The sequence below is a fragment of the Cytobacillus sp. FSL R7-0696 genome (assembly GCF_038006865.1).
Taxonomy (GTDB): domain Bacteria; phylum Bacillota; class Bacilli; order Bacillales; family Cytobacillaceae; genus Cytobacillus; species Cytobacillus kochii.
In genome coordinates, this window is the sequence record NZ_JBBOWA010000001.1 from 3,507,913 (window position 1) to 3,530,996 (window position 23,084).

Here is a 23,084-nt window from a genome sequence, read left to right on the forward strand (position 1 = left end):
GTGAGAAGTGTGTCATTAAAAAATAAATTGAATCGTTTACAATCACATATGTCTCATGCTACCGAGAAAAAAGTAGAAGTAGAGCAGAAGTCCCCATCCGTTTTCCCTTTCCAAGACGTATGGCAACAACACCATGTTTCTCCTTATCATGATATAGAAGGTAGTACTTGTCTCATTAGAGAAATTCATTATCCCCTAGATTATTTACATGGAAATTACCGCTTTCAAGAATTATACAAGGTCATTGAAAAATGGAACGAAACTACCGAGTGTCACCCGTTAACAGCGAGAGGCCATCAAGCAGAGGATTTGTTCTTTTTTGATACTGAAACAACAGGGCTTGGAGGTGGAGTAGGCAATACGATTTTCTTATTAGGGTATGCGAGCGTGAGTCGAAAAGGCGTCACATTAAAGCAACATATATTACCTGACCCTGGAGGAGAAATCGCTCTATATAAAAGCTTCTTAGAATCGATTGATTATACAACCATGGTGACCTATAACGGTAAAGCGTTTGATTGGCCCCAGTTACAAACACGGCATACATTAATTCGAGAACATTTACCCAAACTACCGCCTTTTGGTCATTTTGATTTATATCATGCTTCAAGAAGGTTATGGAAACATAAACTCGAGCGGACGAAGTTATCTATTGTTGAAAGAGAAGTATTAGGAGTAAAAAGAGAGGATGATATCCCAGGTTATCTTGCGCCGATGATTTACTTTGATTATTTAGATACTAAAAACCCTGAAGGCATGCTAGGTATAATGAAACATAATGAAATCGACATCCTCTCACTGATCACATTATATATCCACTTGTCTAACCAATTACTAGGGTTAGATAAAGAGCAAACCACAAGAGAAGCCTATGAGACAGCGAGGTGGTTTAGCTCTATTGGTGAAATCAAGAAAGCGCAAGTGGGGTATGAAGAATTAGCACAAATGAATGATGAAGCTGGTATAAAAGCGAAACATCAGCTAGCTTGGCAGTTGAAAAAGAAAAAGCAATGGGCTAAAGCAGCAGAGTTATGGCTGATGGTTTCCTCTGATGGCGATGACCAAGAAAAATTTAGCGCATGTGTTGAGTTGGCAAAAATATATGAACACAGGCTGCCTGATCTCATGAGAGCGATACAATTTACAGATAAGGCGTTTAAGCAAATAGAAACGAAAGAGAAATATAAAAAGCAAAAAGAGGGTCTGTATAAACGGCGTGAAAGACTCATAAGGAAATTACAGAAAAGGATCCACCAGGATGAATAATTGTCCCGGTGGATCTTTTTTTGTTTATATACCTGAAGTATTCATTAGAATGACTCCCCAGCCATCAGGGTCTGCAAATATGAAACCCTTCTCCTCCCAGTACGGGTTCTCTGGTAAAACAGAGTGGTATCCCAAGCCATGCAACCTATTTTTTATTTCTAGGATTTCTGATAATTGAGGAATATAAAAAACTAATAGGTCTTCTTTTGTAGGCGAAGGAACAGGCTGTCCAGATTCGTGTTGGATTATCTCTAAGTGATAACTAGCATTTGGTATACCAATCATTATACCTTGATATCCACTATGACCTTGGAAAGACCCTATCTTTTGTAACCCTAAACCGCTGCAATAAAACCGTTCTATTTCTGTTAGTTGATTTGTCGGACGTGCGACTCTTACTTGAGCAACAGCTGCGCCATTTGACCATATCTTTGTCATTGGAAAACCTCCATTTCTTTCTTCAATCCTATTATAGAAAGAGGCGAGGTTTTTTGTCGTCTGATTGTTGTCTGAAATTTTATAAGACTTTAGACTTACTTCGTTTGTGTCATTCGTATTTATATTTGTAAAAAAACACCACTAAAAAGGACAACTTTCTTAGTTGTTTTATAAGATATTTCCTTGTACAATATTCCGTGTATGAAATGAATGCTAATTGCGAGGATGATATTTAAATGTATAGAGCTATTTTATATATTTTCTTTTTTGTCGTTATTATTACAGCCGTGTTTATGACCACGATGAAGGATAGTTTTTATAGTTTACTATTTATATAATGAAATAATTTGGGTGCGATTATAGGTGAATTTCTCAGGGCAGATTTCCTAACTTCTCATAGAATGAAAAAAAGGTTTTTTTATCGATTGAGAGGAGAGATTTTTATGCACCAATTTCCACCTAAACCAAATGAGTTGCAACCGATTGTTCATCCAACTAATCATCATGTTAACCATGTTTATGAGACCATCATTATTCCACATTTTCATCCCAGTCATACGACAACAGTGAAACATATTAATTATCAGCATGTACATTTCAATCATCCTTCTTCAGAAGTACCGGCTTTACATGGGCAAGTATCGTATCGCCCTTTGCCAGTTCATCCTTTCAACAGAAGGTTTAGGAGATATTGAACATGAATCATTAAAGGGCTCATCATATTGTATGGGTCCTTTTTACTATTCGTTAATCCAATTGAAATAAGCGCGTGAAAAGAATATACAATATGTATTTGAAGGACATATCATGATTTGGATTTCGGTTAGTTATCCAAACTTTCGAACAATGAGCAAAATAAGGAAAGAAAGCTGAGAAACTTCCTCGTAAATAGACGATTAATCAAAGAATAAAGATAAAGCTGGTTTTACAAAGTTCACTTATTAGAAAAGATTGGTTCGAAATGTAAGCAAGAGAAGCTCTATCATTTCTAGGCATCATCAGCTTAAAATGAAAGATATCTTGTCTTCCCTTTATAATCTTTCGATTTAAATAAGGGAATATGTTAAAATTAGGCTAATATGAATTTGAAATAGACGCAAGGAGAAGTTAAAATTGGTAAAAGTAACCACTGTTTCAGGTTATAAGCCTTTCGAATTAGGAATTTTTAAAAAAGATGAACAAGCAGTGACGTATATCAAAAGAGCAATAAAAAAACAATTGCTTTCATTACTTGATGAAGGATTAGAGTGGGTGCTCATTAGTGGACAGCTTGGAACGGAGCTATGGGCTGCAGAGGTCGTGTACGAGTTGCAGGAGGAAGGATTTGAACACTTACAGTTAGGTGTGATTACGCCTTTTTTAAATGTAGAGGGGAATTGGAAAGAAGATAATAAGGAATGGTATGAATCAATTGTAGCAAGTGCTGATTATGTTGATGCAGTTTCGCGTAAGCCTTATGAAAATCCTAATCAATTTAAAATGAAGAACATTTTTCATCTATCGAAGAGTGATTGTCTTATCCTTTTTTATGATACGGAAAAAGAAGGGTCTCCCAAATATTTATTTGAAGAGGCACTTAATTATCAAAATAAAGAAAATTACTCCATACATCAAATCTCGTTTTATGATATACAATTAATAGTAGAAGAAGATCAAATGACCCAAGATGGATTTTAACGCGTGAAACCGATAAATTAAATTGACAAAAGTGTTGTTATTTGAAAAAATAAAGAATACTATTGGCGATACTAGAGGTGAGTATAATGCTATCTGATAAAGTAAAATTAACGAGTAAGGATATATTAGAAAAAGAATTTAAAACCGCCATGAGAGGCTACAAACCTGAAGATGTAGATAAGTTTTTAGATTTAATTATTAAAGATTATGAAACCTTCCATGCTGAAATTGAAGAATTACAACATGAAAACTTGAAATTAAGAAAAGAACTTGAGGAGTCTAATAATAAAAGACCTCAAGCAGCTTCTCAACCAGCTGGTACAACAAATTTTGATATCCTTAAAAGGTTATCAAATTTAGAGAAGCATGTATTTGGGAGTAAATTGTACGATTAATTAAACATTAGTGACTTTCAAAAAAGCCCTTGCTATTCATAAGAATATTACATATAATATTCGTTGTATCATTAATAACGTTCGGGTAATCGCTGCAATTTATTAAATTGTAGAGGAAAGTCCATGCTCACACAGGCTGAGATGCCAGTAGTGTTCGTGCCTGGCGAAGACATAAGCTAGGGCAACTTTAACAGTTGACGGCAGGGAAAATACCTAAGTCTTTTTAAAGATAGGGTATGAATACCTATAAAAGTGCCACAGTGACGAAGTCTTTTCAGAAATGAGAAGAGTGGAACGAGGTAAACCCCGCGAGTGAGAAACCCAAATTATGGTAGGGGCACTTTCCTAAAGGAAATGAACTGATAGGAAGGACAGGCGTATTCGTCTGTAGATAGATGATTACCACTATGTACGAGGCAATACATTGCCGTTTGTAGTACGTAGAACAAAACATGGCTTACAGAACGGAATTAATGTAAAAAAAAAGAAATTATAGGCTCTCCTATTATAAGGAGAGCTTTTCTTTCAATTAAAGAATAGAAATCAGTTAATTAGGTGTACTTTAATAAACGAAATTATACGCTTAGACTTAATAAACTTGCTGTTAAGCGAGACCGAATAAGAGATAAAAGGATGAACGTTGTGTCTAAATTTCAATTGATTGCCACCTCTGCAATGGGGCTAGAGGCACTTGTAGCCAAGGAAGTTCGTGCGCTTGGCTATGAATGTCAAGTTGATAATGGAAAAATCACTTTTGAAGGTGATGCGCATGCGATTGCACGAAGCAATATGTGGTTAAGAACTGCTGATCGGATCAAAATCAAAGTGGGAGAATTTAAAGCAAAAACTTTTGATGAATTATTTGAGAAAACAAAGGCTTTACCATGGGAAGCATTTCTTCCGGAAAATGCAGAGTTTCCTGTTTCGGGTAAATCCGTTAAGTCCAAACTATTCAGTGTTCCTGATTGTCAAGGGATTGTAAAAAAAGCGATTGTCGAACGATTGAGGCATCATTATAAAACAAATGGTTGGTTAGATGAGAATGGCCCATTGTACAAGATTGAAGTGGCTCTTCTTAAGGATGTAGCAACAATAACAATCGATACGAGTGGAAGTGGATTGCATAAAAGAGGTTATCGAACTGGACAAGGTGAAGCGCCAATTAAGGAAACTTTAGCAGCTTCACTGATCATGCTTACTAATTGGCATCCAGACAAACCATTTGTCGATCCTTTTTGCGGGTCAGGAACGATACCTATTGAAGCTGCTTTAATAGGTCAGAATATCGCTCCTGGTTTTAACAGAGAATTTGTTTCAGAAGGTTGGGGCATTATCCCTACTAAAGTTTGGGATGAGGTAAGAATGGAAGCCGAAGATCTTGCTAATTATGATCAACCACTAGACATTACTGGAACGGATATCGATCATCGAATGGTGAAAATTGCTGAAGAGAATGCTTTTGAAGCGGGACTTGGCGATCTTGTGCAATTTAAACAGATGCAAGTACGTGATTTTACAACGACAAAGGACTACGGTGTCATTGTAGGAAATCCGCCATATGGTGAGCGGTTAGGTGATAAACCAGCAGTCCAAAGAATGTATAAAGAAATGGGTGAAGCTTTGTCTTTACTTGATACATGGTCTATTTATATCCTTACTTCTGATGAAGAATTTGAACAAGTGTTTGGAAAACCTGCAACAAAGAAAAGAAAACTTTTTAATGGGTTTATTAAAACAGACTACTATCAATATTGGGGCAAGCGACCTCCACGCAATAATTAATGGACTCTCCATGAGATTTATGATTGTATTTCTCTTTTTAAAGCAGGTATATGATGCCATAAAAGTGAATAGAATACATATATCGAATGGTTCATGGAGGTCATGATAATGAAAGATACGCAAATTGATTTTCACAAAATAATGCAAGCAATTGATGGATCTATACAAGCGATATCAACAGATCAAATGAAAGATAGTGATGCACTAAAAAAATTGCAATCCGCCCAACAAGAAATTAGGCATGCATTATCGTATTCATTATCAAAAATAAATTAAAGAGATAGTAATCGCTTATCGAAACCTTGTATGATTGAGGGGTTTCGACTTTTTTTTGCTACAATAGGGATCATAAAAGAAGAAAACGGGGGAACGTCATGCAACAGAGTCAGATGCCGTTTACGGTTGAAAAAACAGAATCATTCTACGAGAAACTAGGGGATTGGATTGGTGATGTATTCTATGATCTACTTCCAGAGAGTGGATTTGATATACGCGATGAACAAATTTATATGGCCTTCCAATTAGAAAATGCGATGAAAGATCGAAAAGTCGTATTTGCTGAAGCAGGAGTGGGAACAGGAAAAACCATAGTCTATTTATTATATGCCCTTTGTTACGCGCGGTACCGCCACCAGCCTGCGATTATTGCTTGTGCTGATGAAACGTTAATTGAACAGTTAGTAAAGCCAGAAGGAGATATTGCCAAGTTAGAGAAAGCTTTAAATTTAAATATCGATGTTCGTTTAGCTAAATCAAGAGAGCAATATTTATGTTTGAATAAGCTGGATAAACAGCTAGCATCGATTGATAGTGATGATATCTTTATGGATGTACACGAAAGCCTCCCATCCTTTGTTGAGGAAAATGTCTCCATGAAAAAGTTTACACCTTATGGTGATCGCAAAAGCTATCCGGAGCTGACTGATGAACAATGGGAGCAGATTGGTTGGGACTCTTTGCAAGATTGTTTCACTTGTGAAAAACGTCACCGTTGTGGGCAAACATTGCATCGAGACCATTATCGCCAATCAACAGACATCATTATTTGCTCTCATGATTTTTATATGGAACATATTTGGACAAAGGAATCAAGAAAGCGAGAAGGACAGCTACCACTATTGCCAGAAGCTTCAAGTGTTGTCTTTGATGAAGGACATTTGTTAGAATATGCTGCTCAAAAAGCTTTAACTTATCGACTAACTGAACAAATTTTAGAGTCTTTGTTAACGAGATTAATGGCAAACGATGTACGTGAAAAAACATTGCATACAATTGAAGATACAATTTACCAAAGTGAAATGTTCTTTCGCATACTATCACAAACGACTGAGAAAATTGCAGGCTCTGAAAAACAAATGATTAAACGAGAGAAAGCTTTAATAGACGAGGCGAAAAAACTATTTGCCCATATTAGTCAACTAGAAGAAGAACTCGTGTTTGAGAGTGAAATGTATGTCATTAATGAATACGAACTAAAGGTTGTGGAAGAGTATCTTGAGCAGATTTCCTATTCTTTATCACTATTTATTAAAGACCAAAGTGGTATCGCCTGGTTTGAAGAAGAAAAAGAAGAAAGAACTTTAATCATTATGCCGAGATTGGTAGAAGAAATTATGAGAGAAGAAGTATTCTCTCAGGACATTCCTTTTATCTTTTCATCAGCGACTTTATCTGAAGAACAATCGTTTAACTATATTGCCAAAAGCTTAGGGGTCGATGATTTTCTTTCCTTCACAGTAGAATCACCATTTGATTACGAAAATAATATGACTGCCTTGGCACCATTCTTTGAGACAGGTGACCATCAGCAAAAAATGGATTATATGATTGCGCAATTAAATAAGATGCAAGGCGGTAGTTTACTTCTTTTTTCAAAGAAAGAAGAGTTAGCATTGTTTAAAGACTATGCAGAAGGAAAACTTAACTACCCGATTTATTTTGAAGGAGAAGCAGAAATTAGTACGCTCGTTTCAAAATTCCAAAATGAAGAGCAGTCCATTCTTGCGTCAGTGCATTTATGGGAAGGTTTGGATATTCCTGGTGTATCGCTTGAAAATGTCTTTATCTATTCATTGCCTTTTCCACCTAATGACCCAGTGTTCCAATCAAAAAGAGAACAAACAAGCAAGGCTTTTGAAGAGGTGGACATGCCTTATATGTTGCTGCGCATGAGACAAGGAATTGGCCGTCTTATTCGTACAAATGAGGATCATGGTACAGTGCATATATTACTCGAAGATGATCAACCTGGAGATGTGAAAGATAAAGTGTTTAAAATCCTTCCTGTGGAAGTGAATATACGGTAAAAATGAAAAAGGAGAGACTTGTCTGGTCTCTCTTTTTTGTTCTACTGGTCGATTTTTATTACTATATGGATCGTTTAATGATTCTTTTCTTAAATTTAAGCGAAAACACGAATGATTAACTTAGAATGAAGCGCTTTTAGGCCAATATAGTGATATTAAACAACAAGTTTTATAGAAAGGAATATGCTAAAATAAACCTAGAAATAAGAAGGGGGAAAGATGAAGATGAATGCGACGATGTTAAACATTGAAAAAGAGTTTTTAGCGTTTGTTAAAAAAATGATGGCTTATAAAGAGGCTGTTTCACTCATGTACTGGGATTTAAGAACCGGTGCGCCGAGAAAAGGTGCCGAGCAACGATCTGAAACGATCAGTATGTTATCTTCTGAAATCTTTGCAATGTCAACGAGCGAGGAGATGGCAGCATACATAGGTAAACTAAGTAATGAAGAGGCAAAAAAAAGTCTTTCAGAACGGACAAATAGATTGGTAGAAGAATGTAAGAAAGATTATGACTTAAATAAGAAAATACCTGCAGATGAATTTAAAGAATATGTTACCATTCAAGCACATGCAGAAACGATTTGGGAAGAAGCGCGAGAAAAGTCTGATTTCGCAATGTTTTTACCCTATTTAGAAAAACTTGTGTATTATAATAAACGTTTTATCGGTTACTGGGGATATAAAGAACATAAATACGATACATTATTAGATCAATATGAACCAGGGATGACAGTAAAAACCTTAGATGAAGTGTTTGGTAAGTTACGTCAATCGATTGTTCCATTAGTGAAAGACATCGCTGACTCACTGAATAAACCAAATACAGATTTCCTTTATGATACTTTCCCGAAGGCAAAACAAAAGGAATTCACACTGCAAATTCTTGACCAAATGGGTTATGATTTTGATGCAGGTCGTCTAGATGATACGGTACATCCTTTCGCCACTGGTATTAATCCTGGTGATGTCCGTATTACAACGAGATATGATGAGAACGATTTTCGCATGGCTGTATTTGGTACGATTCATGAAGGTGGACACGCCATCTATGAGCAAAATATTTCTAAGGAGTTGGTAGATACACTCCTTTGTGATGGCGCATCAATGGGAATCCATGAATCGCAATCACTGTTTTACGAAAATTTTGTTAGTCGTCATCAAGGGTTCTGGAAACATAATTTTGAACTGCTCAATCAATTTGCCCCAGATCAATTTGACGGCATTACATTAGATGAATTCTATCATGCGATTAATGAATCTAAGCCATCTATGATTCGTATAGAAGCAGATGAATTAACTTATCCGCTTCATATTATGATTCGTTATGAACTAGAAAAGGCATTATTTAATGATGAAATCGAAGTGAAAGATTTGCCGCAATTATGGAATGAAAAATATGAAGAATATTTAGGGATTACGCCTAAAACTGATGCTGAGGGTGTCTTGCAGGACGTTCATTGGGCAAGCGGAAGCTTTGGATATTTCCCATCCTATGCGTTAGGCTATATGTACGCAGCACAATTAAAACAAAGTATGTTGAAGAGTATACCTGAGTTTGATCAATTGTTAGAAGAGGGCAATCTTACCCCGATTAGAGAGTGGTTAACTGAGAATGTCCATCGCTACGGGCGTATGAAAGAGCCTTTAGAAATCATTCAATCGGCAACTGGAGAAGGCTTAAATGTACAGTATCTTATTGACTATTTAACAGATAAGTATCGTGCAATTTATCAACTAAACTAGATATCGCTAGAAACGGGGAGTGGAAGATGAAACGTATTCTGCCCTTTATAATGATTGCGGCTGGAGCAAGTTTATGGGGAATTATTGGCTTATTTGTGAAGGGATTAGCTTCTGCTGGTTTCACTTCAATGGAAATCGTAGCGATTCGCGCTATTTTTGCTGTTTTATTTTTATTGCTGATAGGTTTTATCCATTATCGCCAAGAGATGAAGTTACACGCTGTAGGTGATGTACGGTACTTCCTTGGTACAGGCATTTGTAGCATCGTGTTATTCAATTTTTGTTATTTCACGACTATGAGTGAGATGAGTATATCCATGGCAGTTATATTTCTTTATACAGCACCTGCATTTGTGACGATTCTATCATTTATGTTTTTAAAAGAGAAAATGACAATAAACAAAATCATCGCGGTTATAATGACAATGGCAGGCTGTATATTAATTGCAGGGTTAGCTTTAGGAGAAAGTCAAATAACCATTTTAGGTATTATTACTGGTTTAGGCTCTGGTATTGGTTATGCGCTTTATACAATATTTGGTAAATTCGCACTCAACCGCTATTCTCCGTTTGCCGTAACATTTTTTACTTTTGTTATCGCAGCTGTTGTGCTTATACCAATAACAAGTTTGTGGGAGAAAAGTACACTCTTTATGCAAACTGATGTCATGCTTTTAAGTGTTGGCCTAGGGCTTATACCAACAGTACTTGCTTATATTCTTTATACAAAAGGGTTAGAGAAAACAGAAGGAAGTACAGCAGCAGTCATTTCCACAGTTGAACCTGTGGTTGCTACAATAATGGGTGTATTATTATTTAATGAAAGCCTTGTTTGGTTACAAGTAGTGGGTGCTTTGTTTATTGTCGGTTCAGTTGTTGTGGTGAACTTACCGCAAAAGAAAAGGAAGCACTATACAAGCGATGAAATCACCCAATAATGAAGCTTATTAAGGTATTTAAACATCTGAACCTATTCATTGAAGTAGGTTTAGATGTTTTTTTTGTTAGAAATGATATAGTTTGCAGAAATATCAAGAGTAAATATGATTTTAAGAGAAGGGAACATTTTTATCCTTAAAAATGGTTATTTCTTTATATAAACGGAGTAACGGAAAATGAGATTTTAGAAAATTACCAATAATATACGAATGATAATTACAAGAAATTCTCTATTGTTCGTTTTTTCTATCATTATCCTATTGAATTTTTGAAGTCGCATGATATAATGATAGTAATTCAATTTAAATAACTTAATAGTTGTCATTCATATAATAGCGGAAATATGGTCCGCGAGTTTCTACCGAATAACCGTAAATTATTTGACTATGGGTGAGCAAGTGGAGGAGTAGTCTTTTATCTGCTCTTGTTTCCACACCTTTAAAACCTAAAGGTCCTTGCTGCACTCAAGTTGAAAGTGAAGCGGATGACTTTTAGGTTTTTTGTATTATAGCCAAGGGGGATAATTATGGAGCTGCTTAAAGAAAAAATCAAACAAGAAGGAAAAGTACTTTCAGATACTGTTTTGAAGGTAGATTCTTTTCTTAATCACCAGATTGATCCTGAGCTTATGTTAGAAATAGGCAAAGAATTTGCAGCTCGGTTTAAAGATGAAGGCGTGACGAAGATACTTACATTAGAATCTTCAGGAATTGCTCCAGCTGTCATGACTGGATTATATTTGAATGTACCTGTTGTCTTTGCTAGGAAGAGAAAATCTTTGACATTGGTTAATGATTTGTTAACTGCAGAGGTGTATTCATTTACAAAACAAGAAACCAATGAGATTTCAGTATCGCAAAAATTTATAAGTGAAAATGACCGTCTGTTGATCATTGATGACTTCTTAGCAAATGGGCAGGCTGCTCTAGGCTTAGCGGATATCGTGGACCAAGCGAAAGCATCTATCGCTGGTATGGGCATTGTCATTGAAAAGGGATTCCAAGATGGAGGAAAACAATTACGCGAAAAAGGTTATAAAGTTGAATCTTTAGCAATTGTTCAATCACTTGCGGATAGCAAGGTTACTTTTACACAAGTTGAAGAGATGGAGGAATCCTCAAAATGAATCAAAATCCGTTGAAATTAGCTTCCCTAGGAATACAACATGTGCTCGCCATGTACGCTGGAGCAGTTATTGTCCCATTGATTGTTGGTGGTGCCCTAGGTTTAACAGCAGAGCAATTAACCTATCTTGTATCAATTGATATTATGATGTGTGGGATTGCCACATTATTGCAAGTTTGGAAGAATAGATTTTTTGGTATCGGTTTGCCGGTTGTTCTAGGTTGTACATTTACAGCAGTAGGGCCGATGATTACAATCGGTGGAAACTATGGTATTACATCCATTTATGGTGCCATTCTTGTATCTGGATTATTTGTAATATTGGTTGCTACTTTCTTTGGTAAATTGGTTAGATTTTTCCCTCCTGTCGTAACAGGATCAGTTGTGACAATAATCGGATTAACTTTAGTTCCTGTAGCTATGAATAATATGGCTGGCGGGGAAGGTAGTCCAGATTTTGGTTCAACGGAAAATGTTATTTTAGCTTTTTCAACGCTTCTTGTTATCTTAGTTTTGTATAAGTTTACAAAAGGCTTTGTACGTGCTATTTCGATTTTAATTGGTATTATTGTTGGAACAATTATTGCTTCTATCATGGGAAAAGTGAATTTTTCAGCGGTTGGGGAGGCGTCATTCTTCCATATGCCACAGCCATTTTATTTCGGAATGCCTACCTTTGATTTGATTCCGATTCTTACAATGATTCTCGTGGCAATGGTCAGCCTTGTCGAATCTACGGGTGTATATTTCGCATTAGGTGATATTACGAATAAAAAATTAAAAGATAAAGACTTAGCAAACGGTTATCGTGCAGAAGGATTAGCGATCGTTTTTGGTGGTATTTTTAACGCATTTCCCTACACAACTTTTTCACAAAATGTAGGTTTAATTCAATTATCAGGTGTAAAGACCAAAAATGTTATTTATGTTGCTGGTGCATTTTTAGTCATCTTAGGGTTAGTACCTAAAATCGGTGCATTAACAACAGTTATTCCATCTTCTGTGCTAGGTGGAGCCATGCTTGCTATGTTTGGTATGGTTATAGCATCAGGAATTAAAATGTTAAGCAAAGTAGACTTTAACTCACAAGAAAACCTACTCATTATCGCTTGTTCTGTTGGTCTAGGTGTAGGGGTTACATTTGTTCCAACGATCTTTGCGAATCTACCAGAAAATATCCGTATTATTACTGAAAGCGGAATTGTGGTTGGGAGTTTAACGGCAATTATTTTAAATATCGTTTTTAATATGCTTGGAAAAAAGAGTGGAGTAAATGAAGAGGAAGTTGAGCAAGCGAAAGCTTCTTAATAGGTAATGAAAAGCAGCTGAATTCAAGTCAGCTGCTTTTCTTTGCTTTAAAAAAAGACGGTTCAAATCCGATTCATTAAAACTCGGTTTGATTGTTCATTTTTGATACAAAAATGGATGATAGCAGAGGAAAAAGGATTTGCTCGTACATCTAAAGGAAATCCATCCAAGATATCCGAGCAAAACTCGTTTTATTAGATATGTACTACGAATTGCTGATACATAAGAAATTATAAACGACATACCTTTGCCTTTTGTTTCATCTATAATCGGCAAAAGCCTTTTCTGTTTAGTTATTAATGTATTTTTCGAACACTGAACCGAAGTCTTTTTCATGTAGTTGATTTTTACTTGAGTCAAGCCAATTAAATGAAAATTCTGTGAGGGCTTGGAATTGTTTTGCTAGATCTTGTTCACCGATTCTCGAATTATGTAGAACTTGCACAGCTTTATCAAGGCTATCATTGGCCATTTTTAACATAATTTTGTTTTCATACACTTTTTCAGCAATATATAATAAGGCCTTATATAAATCTTTCAATTCATCTACTTGTTTTTTATCAACATCAATACTGAATGGGACACTACCAAGATTAAATTTAATCTCTACATCTAAATCAATCTTACCAGCTGTTTCTAACTTTACGTCACTGACGTCAAATTGGAAGTAAGGATAACGCTTCATGACTCTTTTTGAAGAGATTGCGTTTTGCCCGTCAATATGAATTAAACCTAAGTTAGTAAAGCAATATTCATCACTTTTCGTCATGATAAGAAAATAGATTTTTTCATTATCTTCATGACGTACAAAATCATCTGATTGTGTTTTATCAAAATCCTCTGGTTTTATAATTTTTCCGATATCTGATAAGCCTAATGCATCTGAAGCAATTTTTTTAAACATTCTAATACGCCCCTCTGTTATATAATTAGTCGATTGTTTCCAACTTTCATTATAAGGGATATTGCATTATATTTGCATCACAGATTTGTAAAATTTTAAATAAGTATGAAATCAATTAAGGTAGAAAGAGAGAATGAAAGAAACTGTGAATGCTTAATAGCGATTTACTTAATCAACTTAATTAATAATTCGAGTTCGTTCCAGTTGCACCAATCGGGTTTGAATCTAATAATCTGTCCCCAATAATTAAGTTTATATCAATCCTACTATAAATTCCTTTGATCTCTTTATCTATATCAATTGTAAGTAGGGTGAAATGTAGCAGTTAAATATATCCCCAGTAAACAGCGACTACCCAAAATGAATAGTCGCTGTTTAATTACTGAGATTCTACTTCTTTTTGCTTCCAGTAATATTCACTAAATATATCGGCAAAGGCATCTGTACTATTATCAAGTTCTTCACGGTTATTGTCGACACCGCCGACTTCTAGGAGAATGGCGCGATCAGATAAGTCTTGGTTGTAGACACCATTGCCTACTGAGTAATCTTTCTTTAAGACTCCTCTACTTAGACCAGGGTATTTTTCCTCTACTGCTTTATTAAGATCTTCTGCCAGTTTTAAATTCTTTTCGTAATTCTTACTCTCTGCACCGACCACAAAGAAGAGTCGAGCATAACTTTTACCATTAATGTCAATAGTAGTGACATCTTTTCTCTGTGAATCTCGATGAATATCAATAATGTAAGATAAGTTTTTATTACTAGCCATTGCCTCAGAAACGAAATCTCTTGCCCTTGTATAAGCATCATTATGCTGTAATCCTTGACTATGCAATGCTTCTGTCATATTTGTTCTGTTATGTTCAACGCCGATACCCTCAGCATGTAAATCTTTTTGTAGTTTAGAACCAACTGAGATCACATTATACTTTTCATCATTACTTACAGCGTCGTCTGCTGTCTGTGCTTCTTTTATAAATGGAAGGTAAGATTCATAACTATGTGAATGATAAATATACACATTTTTTTCTTTAGGTGATGTTGTTCCATCCTGCTCGTCATCGTTATTATCATCATCGTTTCCGATAGTCTCTTTGTCTTTTATTAATTTATCCATTGGTACGTTTGTTGACTCAATTGGTAAAGTTGTATAATCTGTTCCTTTTCCAGCGATGTGAATTTTGCCATCGAAAAAGGAGAATAAAGGGAGTTCTCTACCAAGGAATGTCCGTGGATCCTCAGGCGTAATACTTGTTGCAAACTTAAAAGCAAGGTCAGAGATAGCCACTTCTTCAATCGCATCCTCACTAATAAAACTTTGGTTAGCACTTTTTAATAAGTGTAGATAAATGGAATGCGATTGAGGTCCATTGATGACAGAACTAGCAATATCAGAAGACATCTTTATTGTGACGAGTGCGACGGTACTTGCTAAAAAGATGCAAGCAATAGTAATGGAGAGAGCAGTAGTGTTAATAAATAGAAATAACTGATAGCCTTGTGATTTTTGCATATCATCCATCCTTTCTATTAAAATGCTTATGAAGAAAAAGAGAGAGATATGCTAAATTTAAGACTATCAATTTTGCCTTTTATAAAAAAATAACTATTTGTGGATATAAAAATAGTAGAGGTAATGGAAGGTTACAAAACTGCCCTTATACCCAAGTTGGAATAAAAAATGGGTGTATCTTCTAAGTCACTCAAAGTGAAAATGGAGTTGAGAGCCTCGCAAATTGGATTTGGACGTCAATAATGAGAATCAATTGGTGCGACTTAAAATGAACGTGAGCGTAAATGAGTAGCGTAAATCAATTTAAGCTACTAAAAAGAGGGAACGAGACAAGATGAGTAGGGAAAAATAAAGATAAGCTACTAAAAAGAGAAGAACCGACAAGATGAGTAGGGTAAAATCAATATGTGCTACTAAAAAGAGGAGAAGCGACAAGATAAGTAGGGTAAAACCAATATGAGCGACTAAAAAGAGAAGAATCAACAAGATGAGTAGGGTAAAATCAAAAAGCGCTACTAAAAAGAGAAGAATCAACAAGATGAGTAGGGAAAAATCAAAATGCGCGATAAAAAGAGAAGAATCAACAAGATAAGTAGGGCAACTCCAAAATGCGCTACTAAAAAAAGGAGAAGCGACAAGATGAGTAGGGTAACCCCAAAAAGCGCGACTAAAAAGAGGAGAATCAACAAGTTGAGTAGCGCGAAATTAACCCCTGCTACTAAAAAGAGAAGAACCAACAAGATAAGTAGGGCAACCCAATTCCCGCTATAAAAGAGAAGAACCAACAAGATAAATAGCGCAAACCCCGTTTAGTATAAAACCTCCTTTTAGAAGGCCACCATTGATGTGACGGACCTTGACAAACATTTGAAGGGGATTGATTCCATATGGGAGAATCAGGCTTGAAAGCTTGATAGGGTTAGCCTTTTTTACGGGCTTGTTGAGGTTGCGTGGGGGATAACTAACGGTCGTATCTGATTAATGTTAGATCATCAACGCTGTACAAGGTAGATAATCTTAGCAGCATTTAGGAAAAAAACAGCAATGAAGATCGAGCACAAAATAGTCACTCATCTATGAGATTAAGTCATGGTATAAGAATAGCTTTAGGAAGTGAACGATTAACTAGAAAAGAAAGGAGGATGATGAAGTCCTCTATCTCGATAAGTTAGGTTTTATATATAGCCAGAGGAAGGGGGGAGAGTCTTTTTTGAATAATTTTTATATTGCTCAGGGTAAATGATAATGAAAAACCTCCCACAACAATCGAGTGGGAGGTTTACTGCATTATTTCTCTTCTTTTAATTCTTTACCCATGCCTTTAAGGAAATGAATACCGAATCCGATCGCGCGATTAATATCAGGGTCATTTAAAACTTTGGCCAATTGCATAATACCAATTTTCTTTTCTTCATGTAAAAAGTTTTTTCCTTCGTCCATGCCTGATACTGCACTTTTAATGAGTTTTGTTGTTTGTTCAGGGTCAGCTTGCATAAGTGCACCAGTTGCACCCATTAATGTGTTAATCAAGTTGGTTACAGGTTCTTTTGTTACTTGACCAAGTGCTACTTTAGCAATTTGTTCTTTCCCTTTTAACATGGAATTGGCTGCATCAAGCATACCTGCTTGTTGTAATTCGCCAATAAGAGCCATGATGCTTTGTACTGCTTGATCATTTTCAGTGAGTAATGATTTTAATTCGTTAAGCTTTTGCTCTTGTTCAAGGGCTTCATTTCTCTCACGATGAATCTCAGTAATAGGCGCTGCCATAATGAATCACCTCTCCAATCTTTATTGATCTGTTAAATGAACATAGCCTTCGCGATTCCATTTACGTTGAACTTCCACACCGTTTTGTGGATTGCGTTTTTTATTACGCGGGTTCGTTTTTGGTAATGGTTTGTCGCCGGCTTTGTTATTTAAAATTTCCATACGAACTTTCGTTTGTTTATAAGCCGGTGTACGCGTTCGTTTATCATATAAAGGACCAGTTAAGAAATTGATAGCTGAATCCTTATCAACTGAATTCATTGGTAAGTACAGTTCGTTTTTCTTCACTCGGTCTGTAATTAGAACATTCAATTTAACTGCACCAAATGGAGAGACGAGTCTTACTGTCGAGCCATCCGAAAGTTTTCTTTCTTGTGCTAGTTCTTCTGATACTTCCACAAACACATCTGGTACTTTTGCATTCAGGCCTCTTGACTTATTGGTCATATTTCCTTCATGGAAGTGTTCAAGCATACGCCCATTATTAATATGGAGGTCATATTCTTCAGGGAAATATGCAGGTTCTGCCCAATCAGATAAGGCGAAACGCGCTTTTTTGTCTGGGAAGTTAAAACCATCTTCATATAACAATGGTGTGCTTGCTCCATCAAGACTTCCCCATAAGAAGCTACCCCAACCTTCTAGTACATCATAGCTTGCTTGAGAGAATAGTGGTGCAAGACTTGCCATTTCAGCAAAGATTTCACTAGGGTGTGTATATGTCCAATTTGCCCCTAGGCGATTAGCTACTTCTTGAATAATCCACCAGTCAGGTTTAGAGTCTCCTAATGTTGGTAACGCTTGGTACAATCTTTGTACACGACGTTCAGTATTTGTAAATGTACCTGTTTTTTCGAGCGATGGTGCGGCAGGTAAAATAACGTCAGCGTATTGAGCTGTGCGAGAGAAGAATATATCTTGAACAACAAAGAAGTCAAGACTAGAAAGTACTTTATCTACATGGTTCGCGTCAGAATCAACAAGTGCCATGTCTTCACCAACAAGGTACATTGCTTTCATTTCATCTTTTTCAATCGCTTGTAACATTTGAATATTATCTAAACCTGGTGTACCTGAGATCTCAACTCCGTAAGCTTTCTCAAACTTCGCACGAGCGATATCATCGGTAATATGTTGATAGCCTGGTAACCAAGTAGGTAAGGTACCCATATCACATGCACCTTGTACATTGTTATGTCCACGCAATGGATAAGCTCCAGCACCTGGGCGACGATAGTTACCTGTTGCTAATAACAGGTTAGAAATAGCAGCTGAAGTATCAGAACCACCAGTATTTTGCGTGACGCCCATACCCCAAAGGATACAAGTACCGTCAGCATCACGAATCATTTCGGCCATTTCGATGATTTGTGATTGTGATAAACCAGTCGTTTCTTCAGCATATGCTAACGTATATTTCTCTAAAACTTCATTAAAATCATCAAAGTAATTGACATTTTCCTTAATAAATTCAGCATCATGCCAACCTTGATCAATCATGTATTTGGTTACAGCCATCAACCAAACTTGGTCTGTTCCTTGTTTCGGACTGATAAATAAATCAGAACGTTCAGCCATCTCATTTTTACGCAAGTCTGCAACAATTAGCTTTTGACCGTGGTATTTATGCGCTCTTTTCACACGTGTAGCGAGAACAGGGTGACCTTCTGCTGGGTTTGCACCAACAATAATGACAAGACCTGCATCAGCAATATCTTTAATGGTTCCAGCGTCACCGCCCATACCTACCGTTCTAAATAAGCCATCAGTGGCTGGTGATTGGCAATAACGAGAGCAGTTATCGATATTATTCGTTTCAAATACTTGTCTAGCTAATTTTTGTAATGAATAGCTATCTTCATTTGTAATTTTTGAAGAAGAAATAAAGCCAATTGAATCTTTGCCGAATTCTTCTTTAATACTACCTAGTTTACTAGCTACTAGGTCTAATGCCTCGTTCCAACTAGCTTCTACAAAGCGACCTTCTTTTCTAATCAATGGTTTTGTAATTCTTTCTTCAGAATTAACAAAATCCCAACCGAATTTACCTTTGACACAAGTGGAAATCGCATTTACTGGTGCATCGTGGCTTGGTTGCACTTTCAAAATTTCACGGTCTTTTGTCCAAACTTCAAACGAACAACCTACACCACAGAAAGTACAAACGGTTTTCGTTTTTTCGATTCTTTCTTCACGCATCGCAGCTTCAACTTCTGATACAGCAAAAATCGTGCCATAGTTCGGTTCTACTTCTTTTACAAGGTCAATCATTGGTGTCATAATCTCATCATCAATCTTTGTCATGAAACCTGCATTACCGAGCATTGATTTTTCCATTAAGGCATTACATGGACAAACCGTTACACATTGTCCGCATGAAACACATGACGATTCATCAATGGATACACCTTGGTCCCAAATAACTCTTGGTCTTTCTCTTTCCCAATCAATTGAAAGTGTTTCATTTACTTGTAGACTTTGACAAATCTCAACACATTGGCCACAGGCAATACATTGATTTGGATCATAACGATAGAAAGGATGCGACATATCGACAGCCGATTTATCTTCTTTAGGCGTATAAGGATACTTTTGATGCTCAATCTCTAATAATTCAGCTGTATTATGGACTTTACAGTTGCCGTTATTATTATCACAAACTGTACAATACAGTAAATGGTTTTCTAAAATACGGTCCATCGCTTCTGTTTGTGCCTCTTTGGCACGGTTTGAACTTAAGCTAACGCTCATACCACTTTCTGCTACAGTCGAACATGAGCGCATAAGTTGACCATTTACTTCTACAATACATGTGTCACATGTTTGTATTGGGTCTACCTCTGGTAAATAACAAATCTGTGGATGTTCAATTTGATTTTGATTAATGATTTGGAGAATGGTTTGCCCCTCATGCCCCTCATAATCCACACCATTAATTGTAATGTTTACATTGGAAGTCAATTTTGTTTCCCCCTTACACTTGATCAAACAATGGTTTAAAGAGAATAAAGTGAGTGTTTCTGCTTAAACCAATAAAAAAACCACCATGTACTATACCGCTTACAAAAAGCGAGCATAATCCATGGTGGAATAGTTAAATAACAACGCTTGCTATTATACCAATCCATACCATTTTTAGTATGTAGAAAGTACCATTGATAGAAAGACAACATGAAAATATTACCCCTCCAACAATTCCACTAGTTATTATAGCGCTAAAAATTAAATTTAACAATAATGAATTTAATCTTATAACGATTACAGTTCAATAGGGTAATTTTGGTATTTTGAAACATTAAAGCAATCATCGTGCAATTTTTTTCCTATTCGCAGCCCCTTTCATTTTTTTTTTGCTTGTACTATGATTATACAATTGAGACAGAATCTTATATAAAGGGGTAAAGAAGATGTCAAAAATGGTGCATGAGTTTAATGATATCATTCGTAAATTAAGAAAAGACTTATTTGGTAAGGGACCGGAGAAAATTCACACAGTGTTTGTAGAGAATATGGCCGTTTCGACTTTATACGGTAATCTCACACCGACAGAACAATTTATTTCTCGTACAGAAGATGGCAAAGAAATGGTGCATTCAGCAAGAACAAAAATGATTCAAGATGTATATGCTGAAGGTACGCCAGAAGGAATGGAAGAACTGGTCGGCGCGACGCTGTTACATTTGTTTTCTGATATTAAAGTGGAAGAAAATATGGCGATATCTGTATTTGTATTCGATAAAAATATCATAGATTCATAGAAAGAGGAGAAAAGATGAAGCAAGTGGAAACGAGTCGTAAAATCATACGAGTGACTGGAAATAAAGCTGAAAAAATAGAAGATACCATTGTTACCGAATATGCTGTAACGGTTAAGCTGAATGGAGAAGAGCTAGTCACAATGGTATGTACACCAGAATATATTGAGGACATGGTTATAGGTTATCTTGCATCAGAAGGTATCATAAGATCTTACAAGCATATTAAAGATATATGGGTACAAGAAAAGGAAGGGTTCGTTCATGTTACAACTGATCGTACAAATCCTTATATACAAAACTTCCAAAATAAAAGATATATTACTTCTTGTTGTGGTATGAGTAGACAAGGCTTTGTTTTTGTTAACGATGCATTAACAGCTAAAAAAATGGAAGATGTTAACATTCAATTAACTGTCAATGAATGTAATCAGTTAATGGAACAATTACAAGCTTCTGCGACTACATTTAAACAAACAGGTGGTGTACATAGCGCTGCGCTTTGTGACAAAAATGGGATATTATTAAGCAGAATGGATATTGGTAGGCATAATGCGCTTGATAAGATATATGGTTATAGTTTACGAGAGGGTATCAGCATGAAAGGGAAAATCATTGTTTTCACAGGAAGAATCTCTTCGGAAATACTTTTAAAAGTAGCAAAGATTGGTTGTGAAATGATTCTCTCAAAATCTGCACCAACAGAGTTTGCTTTGCGCTCAGCAGAGGAATTAGGAATTACGACTGTTGGATTTATTCGTAATGGCAACATGAATATATATACTTATCCTGAACGAATCCTCTTATAAAAAAATACTTCGCTACACGAAAAAAATAAAAAATAGTCTAGTAAAAGTTTTTGTTTTTTGGTAGCATATAGTTTGCAATGGGTAAATGGAAGTAAGGCAAGTACTGTTTTATCTCTTTTTACAACAAACAATATAAATATGATGACTGATACTTCTGTAGGTGATTGCAGAAGGGTTAGGCAGCATTCTTTGAAATCCTTTACAAAAGTAGGGGGTGTCTGAGTGCTGCCTTTTTTATTTAGGGGGTAGTTAGAATGGGATTTAGTAAACCGCAAGAAATTATGGAACAGACGATTGCAACAGGTGTTGCAAAAACGAAAACACCACTTTTGTCGCTGTTGGTTTTAGGCTTTTTAGGTGGGGCATTTATTGCACTAGGATTTTTATTAGACATTCGTGTTATTGGAAATTTACCGGCAGAGTGGGGAAGTTTCGGATCGTTTTTAGGTGCAGCAGTTTTCCCTTTAGGCCTTGTATTAGTAGTATTGGCTGGGGCTGAATTGATTACAGGTAACATGATGTCAGTTGCGAGTGCTTTGTTCTCAAAGAGAATTAGTCTTGGGCAATTATTAAATAATTGGTTTTGGGTGTTATTATCCAATTTTGTAGGGGCACTGTTTGTTGCTTATTTCTTTGGACATGTCGTTGGATTAACAGAGACAGGTCCATATCTAGATAAAACAGTAGCGATTGCTGGTGCAAAAATTGATGATACATTCTTACAAACATTTGTTTCAGCGATTGGTTGTAACTGGCTCGTATGCCTAGCTGTTTGGTTAGCTTATGGTGCTCATGATTTTGCAGGTAAAATTTTGGCTATTTGGTTCCCGGTTATGGCATTTGTTGCGATTGGATTCCAGCACGTTGTTGCCAACATGTTCGTTATTCCAGCTGCGATTTTTGCAGGTTCGTTTACTTGGATAGATTTCATTGGTAATATCATACCTGCCTTTTTAGGTAATGTAGTTGGAGGGGCTGTTTTTGTTGGCCTAGCTTACTTTGTCTCCTATAAACCAAAAAATGAAACAAATGCTCAGTTGAAAAAAGCTTCATAATAGAAACACAATCATCATAGCTTACATAAAATAATCTATTAGAGATATTGGATGTGAGCAAATGCAGCAATATTATTGTGATTATTGTAAAACGCTATATAAAGAACAAGGGGTTTGCCGTGTTTGTGGTCAAATCATTGATAAAACGATTATCATTGATGTGCATAAGCAAGGCAATAAATAAGCAAATATAATTGGTAAAGTTTGCGTAATGCCAAGAGAGCCACTTTAAGATATGATAAAAGGGCACAGCAACTCCTTCAAAACACATCTTTCTGAGCCGAATGAGATAA

At 36.1% G+C, this 23,084-nt stretch carries 20 protein-coding genes, 1 other RNA gene and 1 riboswitch; of the genes, 16 read left to right on the top strand and 5 right to left on the bottom strand.

Going from position 1 to position 23,084, the window contains the following annotated elements:
• Positions 1-9 precede the first annotated feature (9 nt).
• Positions 10-1,266 (top strand): ribonuclease H-like domain-containing protein, encoded by a 1,257-nt coding sequence (locus MKX29_RS18145; RefSeq protein WP_224937474.1) that lies wholly within the window; start codon positions 10-12, stop codon positions 1,264-1,266.
• Positions 1,267-1,290: 24 nt separating this feature from the next.
• On the opposite strand, the gene MKX29_RS18150 is transcribed toward MKX29_RS18145, so the two are convergent.
• Positions 1,291-1,704: a VOC family protein gene (locus MKX29_RS18150; RefSeq protein ID WP_341106900.1), complete on the bottom strand. Its 414-nt coding sequence runs from the start codon at positions 1,702-1,704 to the stop codon at positions 1,291-1,293.
• A gap of 443 nt (positions 1,705-2,147) precedes the next feature.
• Here MKX29_RS18150 and MKX29_RS18155 point away from each other — a divergent pair, with 443 nt between their 5' ends.
• From MKX29_RS18155 to MKX29_RS18205, 11 genes are all read left to right on the top strand, one after another.
• The gene (locus MKX29_RS18155; protein WP_224937476.1) at positions 2,148-2,399 is read left to right on the top strand and encodes a CotD family spore coat protein; all 252 of its coding nucleotides are present in this window, start codon (positions 2,148-2,150) and stop codon (positions 2,397-2,399) included.
• Positions 2,400-2,817: 418 nt separating this feature from the next.
• Entirely contained in the window at positions 2,818-3,381 is a 564-nt protein-coding gene (locus MKX29_RS18160) for a DUF1273 domain-containing protein (RefSeq protein WP_224937477.1), read from the top strand.
• Between the two features lie 86 nt (positions 3,382-3,467).
• On the top strand, positions 3,468-3,776 hold the full coding sequence (gpsB, locus tag MKX29_RS18165; RefSeq protein ID WP_224937478.1) for a cell division regulator GpsB: 309 nt from the start codon (positions 3,468-3,470) through the stop codon (positions 3,774-3,776).
• Between the two features lie 77 nt (positions 3,777-3,853).
• Positions 3,854-4,241, top strand: an RNA gene (gene rnpB, locus MKX29_RS18170) — RNase P RNA component class B.
• Between the two features lie 168 nt (positions 4,242-4,409).
• Positions 4,410-5,558 carry a THUMP domain-containing class I SAM-dependent RNA methyltransferase gene (locus MKX29_RS18175; protein WP_285840841.1) on the top strand — a complete coding sequence of 383 codons (1,149 nt, stop codon included), beginning with the start codon at positions 4,410-4,412 and terminating at the stop codon, positions 5,556-5,558.
• A 108-nt stretch (positions 5,559-5,666) separates the two neighbouring features.
• Positions 5,667-5,834 (top strand): hypothetical protein, encoded by a 168-nt coding sequence (locus MKX29_RS18180; RefSeq protein ID WP_157733946.1) that lies wholly within the window; start codon positions 5,667-5,669, stop codon positions 5,832-5,834.
• Between the two features lie 98 nt (positions 5,835-5,932).
• The gene (locus MKX29_RS18185) at positions 5,933-7,864 is read left to right on the top strand and encodes an ATP-dependent DNA helicase (protein WP_341106905.1); all 1,932 of its coding nucleotides are present in this window, start codon (positions 5,933-5,935) and stop codon (positions 7,862-7,864) included.
• Between the two features lie 225 nt (positions 7,865-8,089).
• The gene (locus tag MKX29_RS18190; protein ID WP_341106908.1) at positions 8,090-9,610 is read left to right on the top strand and encodes a carboxypeptidase M32; all 1,521 of its coding nucleotides are present in this window, start codon (positions 8,090-8,092) and stop codon (positions 9,608-9,610) included.
• 26 nt (positions 9,611-9,636) lie between these two features.
• Positions 9,637-10,548 carry a DMT family transporter gene (locus MKX29_RS18195; RefSeq protein WP_341106910.1) on the top strand — a complete coding sequence of 304 codons (912 nt, stop codon included), beginning with the start codon at positions 9,637-9,639 and terminating at the stop codon, positions 10,546-10,548.
• A gap of 306 nt (positions 10,549-10,854) precedes the next feature.
• A riboswitch (purine riboswitch) is annotated at positions 10,855-10,956 on the top strand.
• A gap of 119 nt (positions 10,957-11,075) precedes the next feature.
• The gene (locus tag MKX29_RS18200) at positions 11,076-11,675 is read left to right on the top strand and encodes a xanthine phosphoribosyltransferase (RefSeq protein ID WP_251161891.1); all 600 of its coding nucleotides are present in this window, start codon (positions 11,076-11,078) and stop codon (positions 11,673-11,675) included.
• Positions 11,672-12,982 (top strand): nucleobase:cation symporter-2 family protein, encoded by a 1,311-nt coding sequence (locus MKX29_RS18205; RefSeq protein WP_224937483.1) that lies wholly within the window; start codon positions 11,672-11,674, stop codon positions 12,980-12,982. Before MKX29_RS18200 ends, MKX29_RS18205 begins: the two co-directional genes overlap by 4 nt.
• A gap of 289 nt (positions 12,983-13,271) precedes the next feature.
• On the opposite strand, the gene MKX29_RS18210 is transcribed toward MKX29_RS18205, so the two are convergent.
• The 4 genes from MKX29_RS18210 to fdhF all read right to left on the bottom strand — a co-directional run bounded on the left by MKX29_RS18210 (position 13,272) and on the right by fdhF (position 20,133).
• Positions 13,272-13,886 (bottom strand): PH domain-containing protein, encoded by a 615-nt coding sequence (locus tag MKX29_RS18210; protein WP_224937484.1) that lies wholly within the window; start codon positions 13,884-13,886, stop codon positions 13,272-13,274.
• A gap of 379 nt (positions 13,887-14,265) precedes the next feature.
• Positions 14,266-15,402 (bottom strand): stage II sporulation protein P, encoded by a 1,137-nt coding sequence (spoIIP, locus tag MKX29_RS18215; protein ID WP_289434039.1) that lies wholly within the window; start codon positions 15,400-15,402, stop codon positions 14,266-14,268.
• Between the two features lie 1,287 nt (positions 15,403-16,689).
• A complete protein-coding gene (locus tag MKX29_RS18220; RefSeq protein WP_224937488.1) occupies positions 16,690-17,172 on the bottom strand; it encodes a DUF1641 domain-containing protein in 483 nt (160 codons plus the stop codon).
• A 21-nt stretch (positions 17,173-17,193) separates the two neighbouring features.
• Positions 17,194-20,133 carry a formate dehydrogenase subunit alpha gene (fdhF, locus tag MKX29_RS18225; RefSeq protein ID WP_224937489.1) on the bottom strand — a complete coding sequence of 980 codons (2,940 nt, stop codon included), beginning with the start codon at positions 20,131-20,133 and terminating at the stop codon, positions 17,194-17,196.
• A 446-nt stretch (positions 20,134-20,579) separates the two neighbouring features.
• On the opposite strand from fdhF, the gene MKX29_RS18230 reads away from it, so the two are divergent.
• From MKX29_RS18230 to MKX29_RS18245, 4 genes are all read left to right on the top strand, one after another.
• Positions 20,580-20,930: a DUF2294 domain-containing protein gene (locus MKX29_RS18230; protein WP_095372820.1), complete on the top strand. Its 351-nt coding sequence runs from the start codon at positions 20,580-20,582 to the stop codon at positions 20,928-20,930.
• Between the two features lie 14 nt (positions 20,931-20,944).
• Positions 20,945-21,736 (top strand): formate dehydrogenase accessory sulfurtransferase FdhD, encoded by a 792-nt coding sequence (gene fdhD / locus MKX29_RS18235; RefSeq protein ID WP_341106918.1) that lies wholly within the window; start codon positions 20,945-20,947, stop codon positions 21,734-21,736.
• 254 nt (positions 21,737-21,990) lie between these two features.
• On the top strand, positions 21,991-22,791 hold the full coding sequence (locus tag MKX29_RS18240) for a formate/nitrite transporter family protein (protein WP_224937491.1): 801 nt from the start codon (positions 21,991-21,993) through the stop codon (positions 22,789-22,791).
• 61 nt (positions 22,792-22,852) lie between these two features.
• Complete coding sequence (locus MKX29_RS18245; RefSeq protein ID WP_263624244.1) at positions 22,853-22,975, top strand: hypothetical protein; 123 nt, start codon at positions 22,853-22,855, stop codon at positions 22,973-22,975.
• Positions 22,976-23,084: the final 109 nt, after the last annotated feature.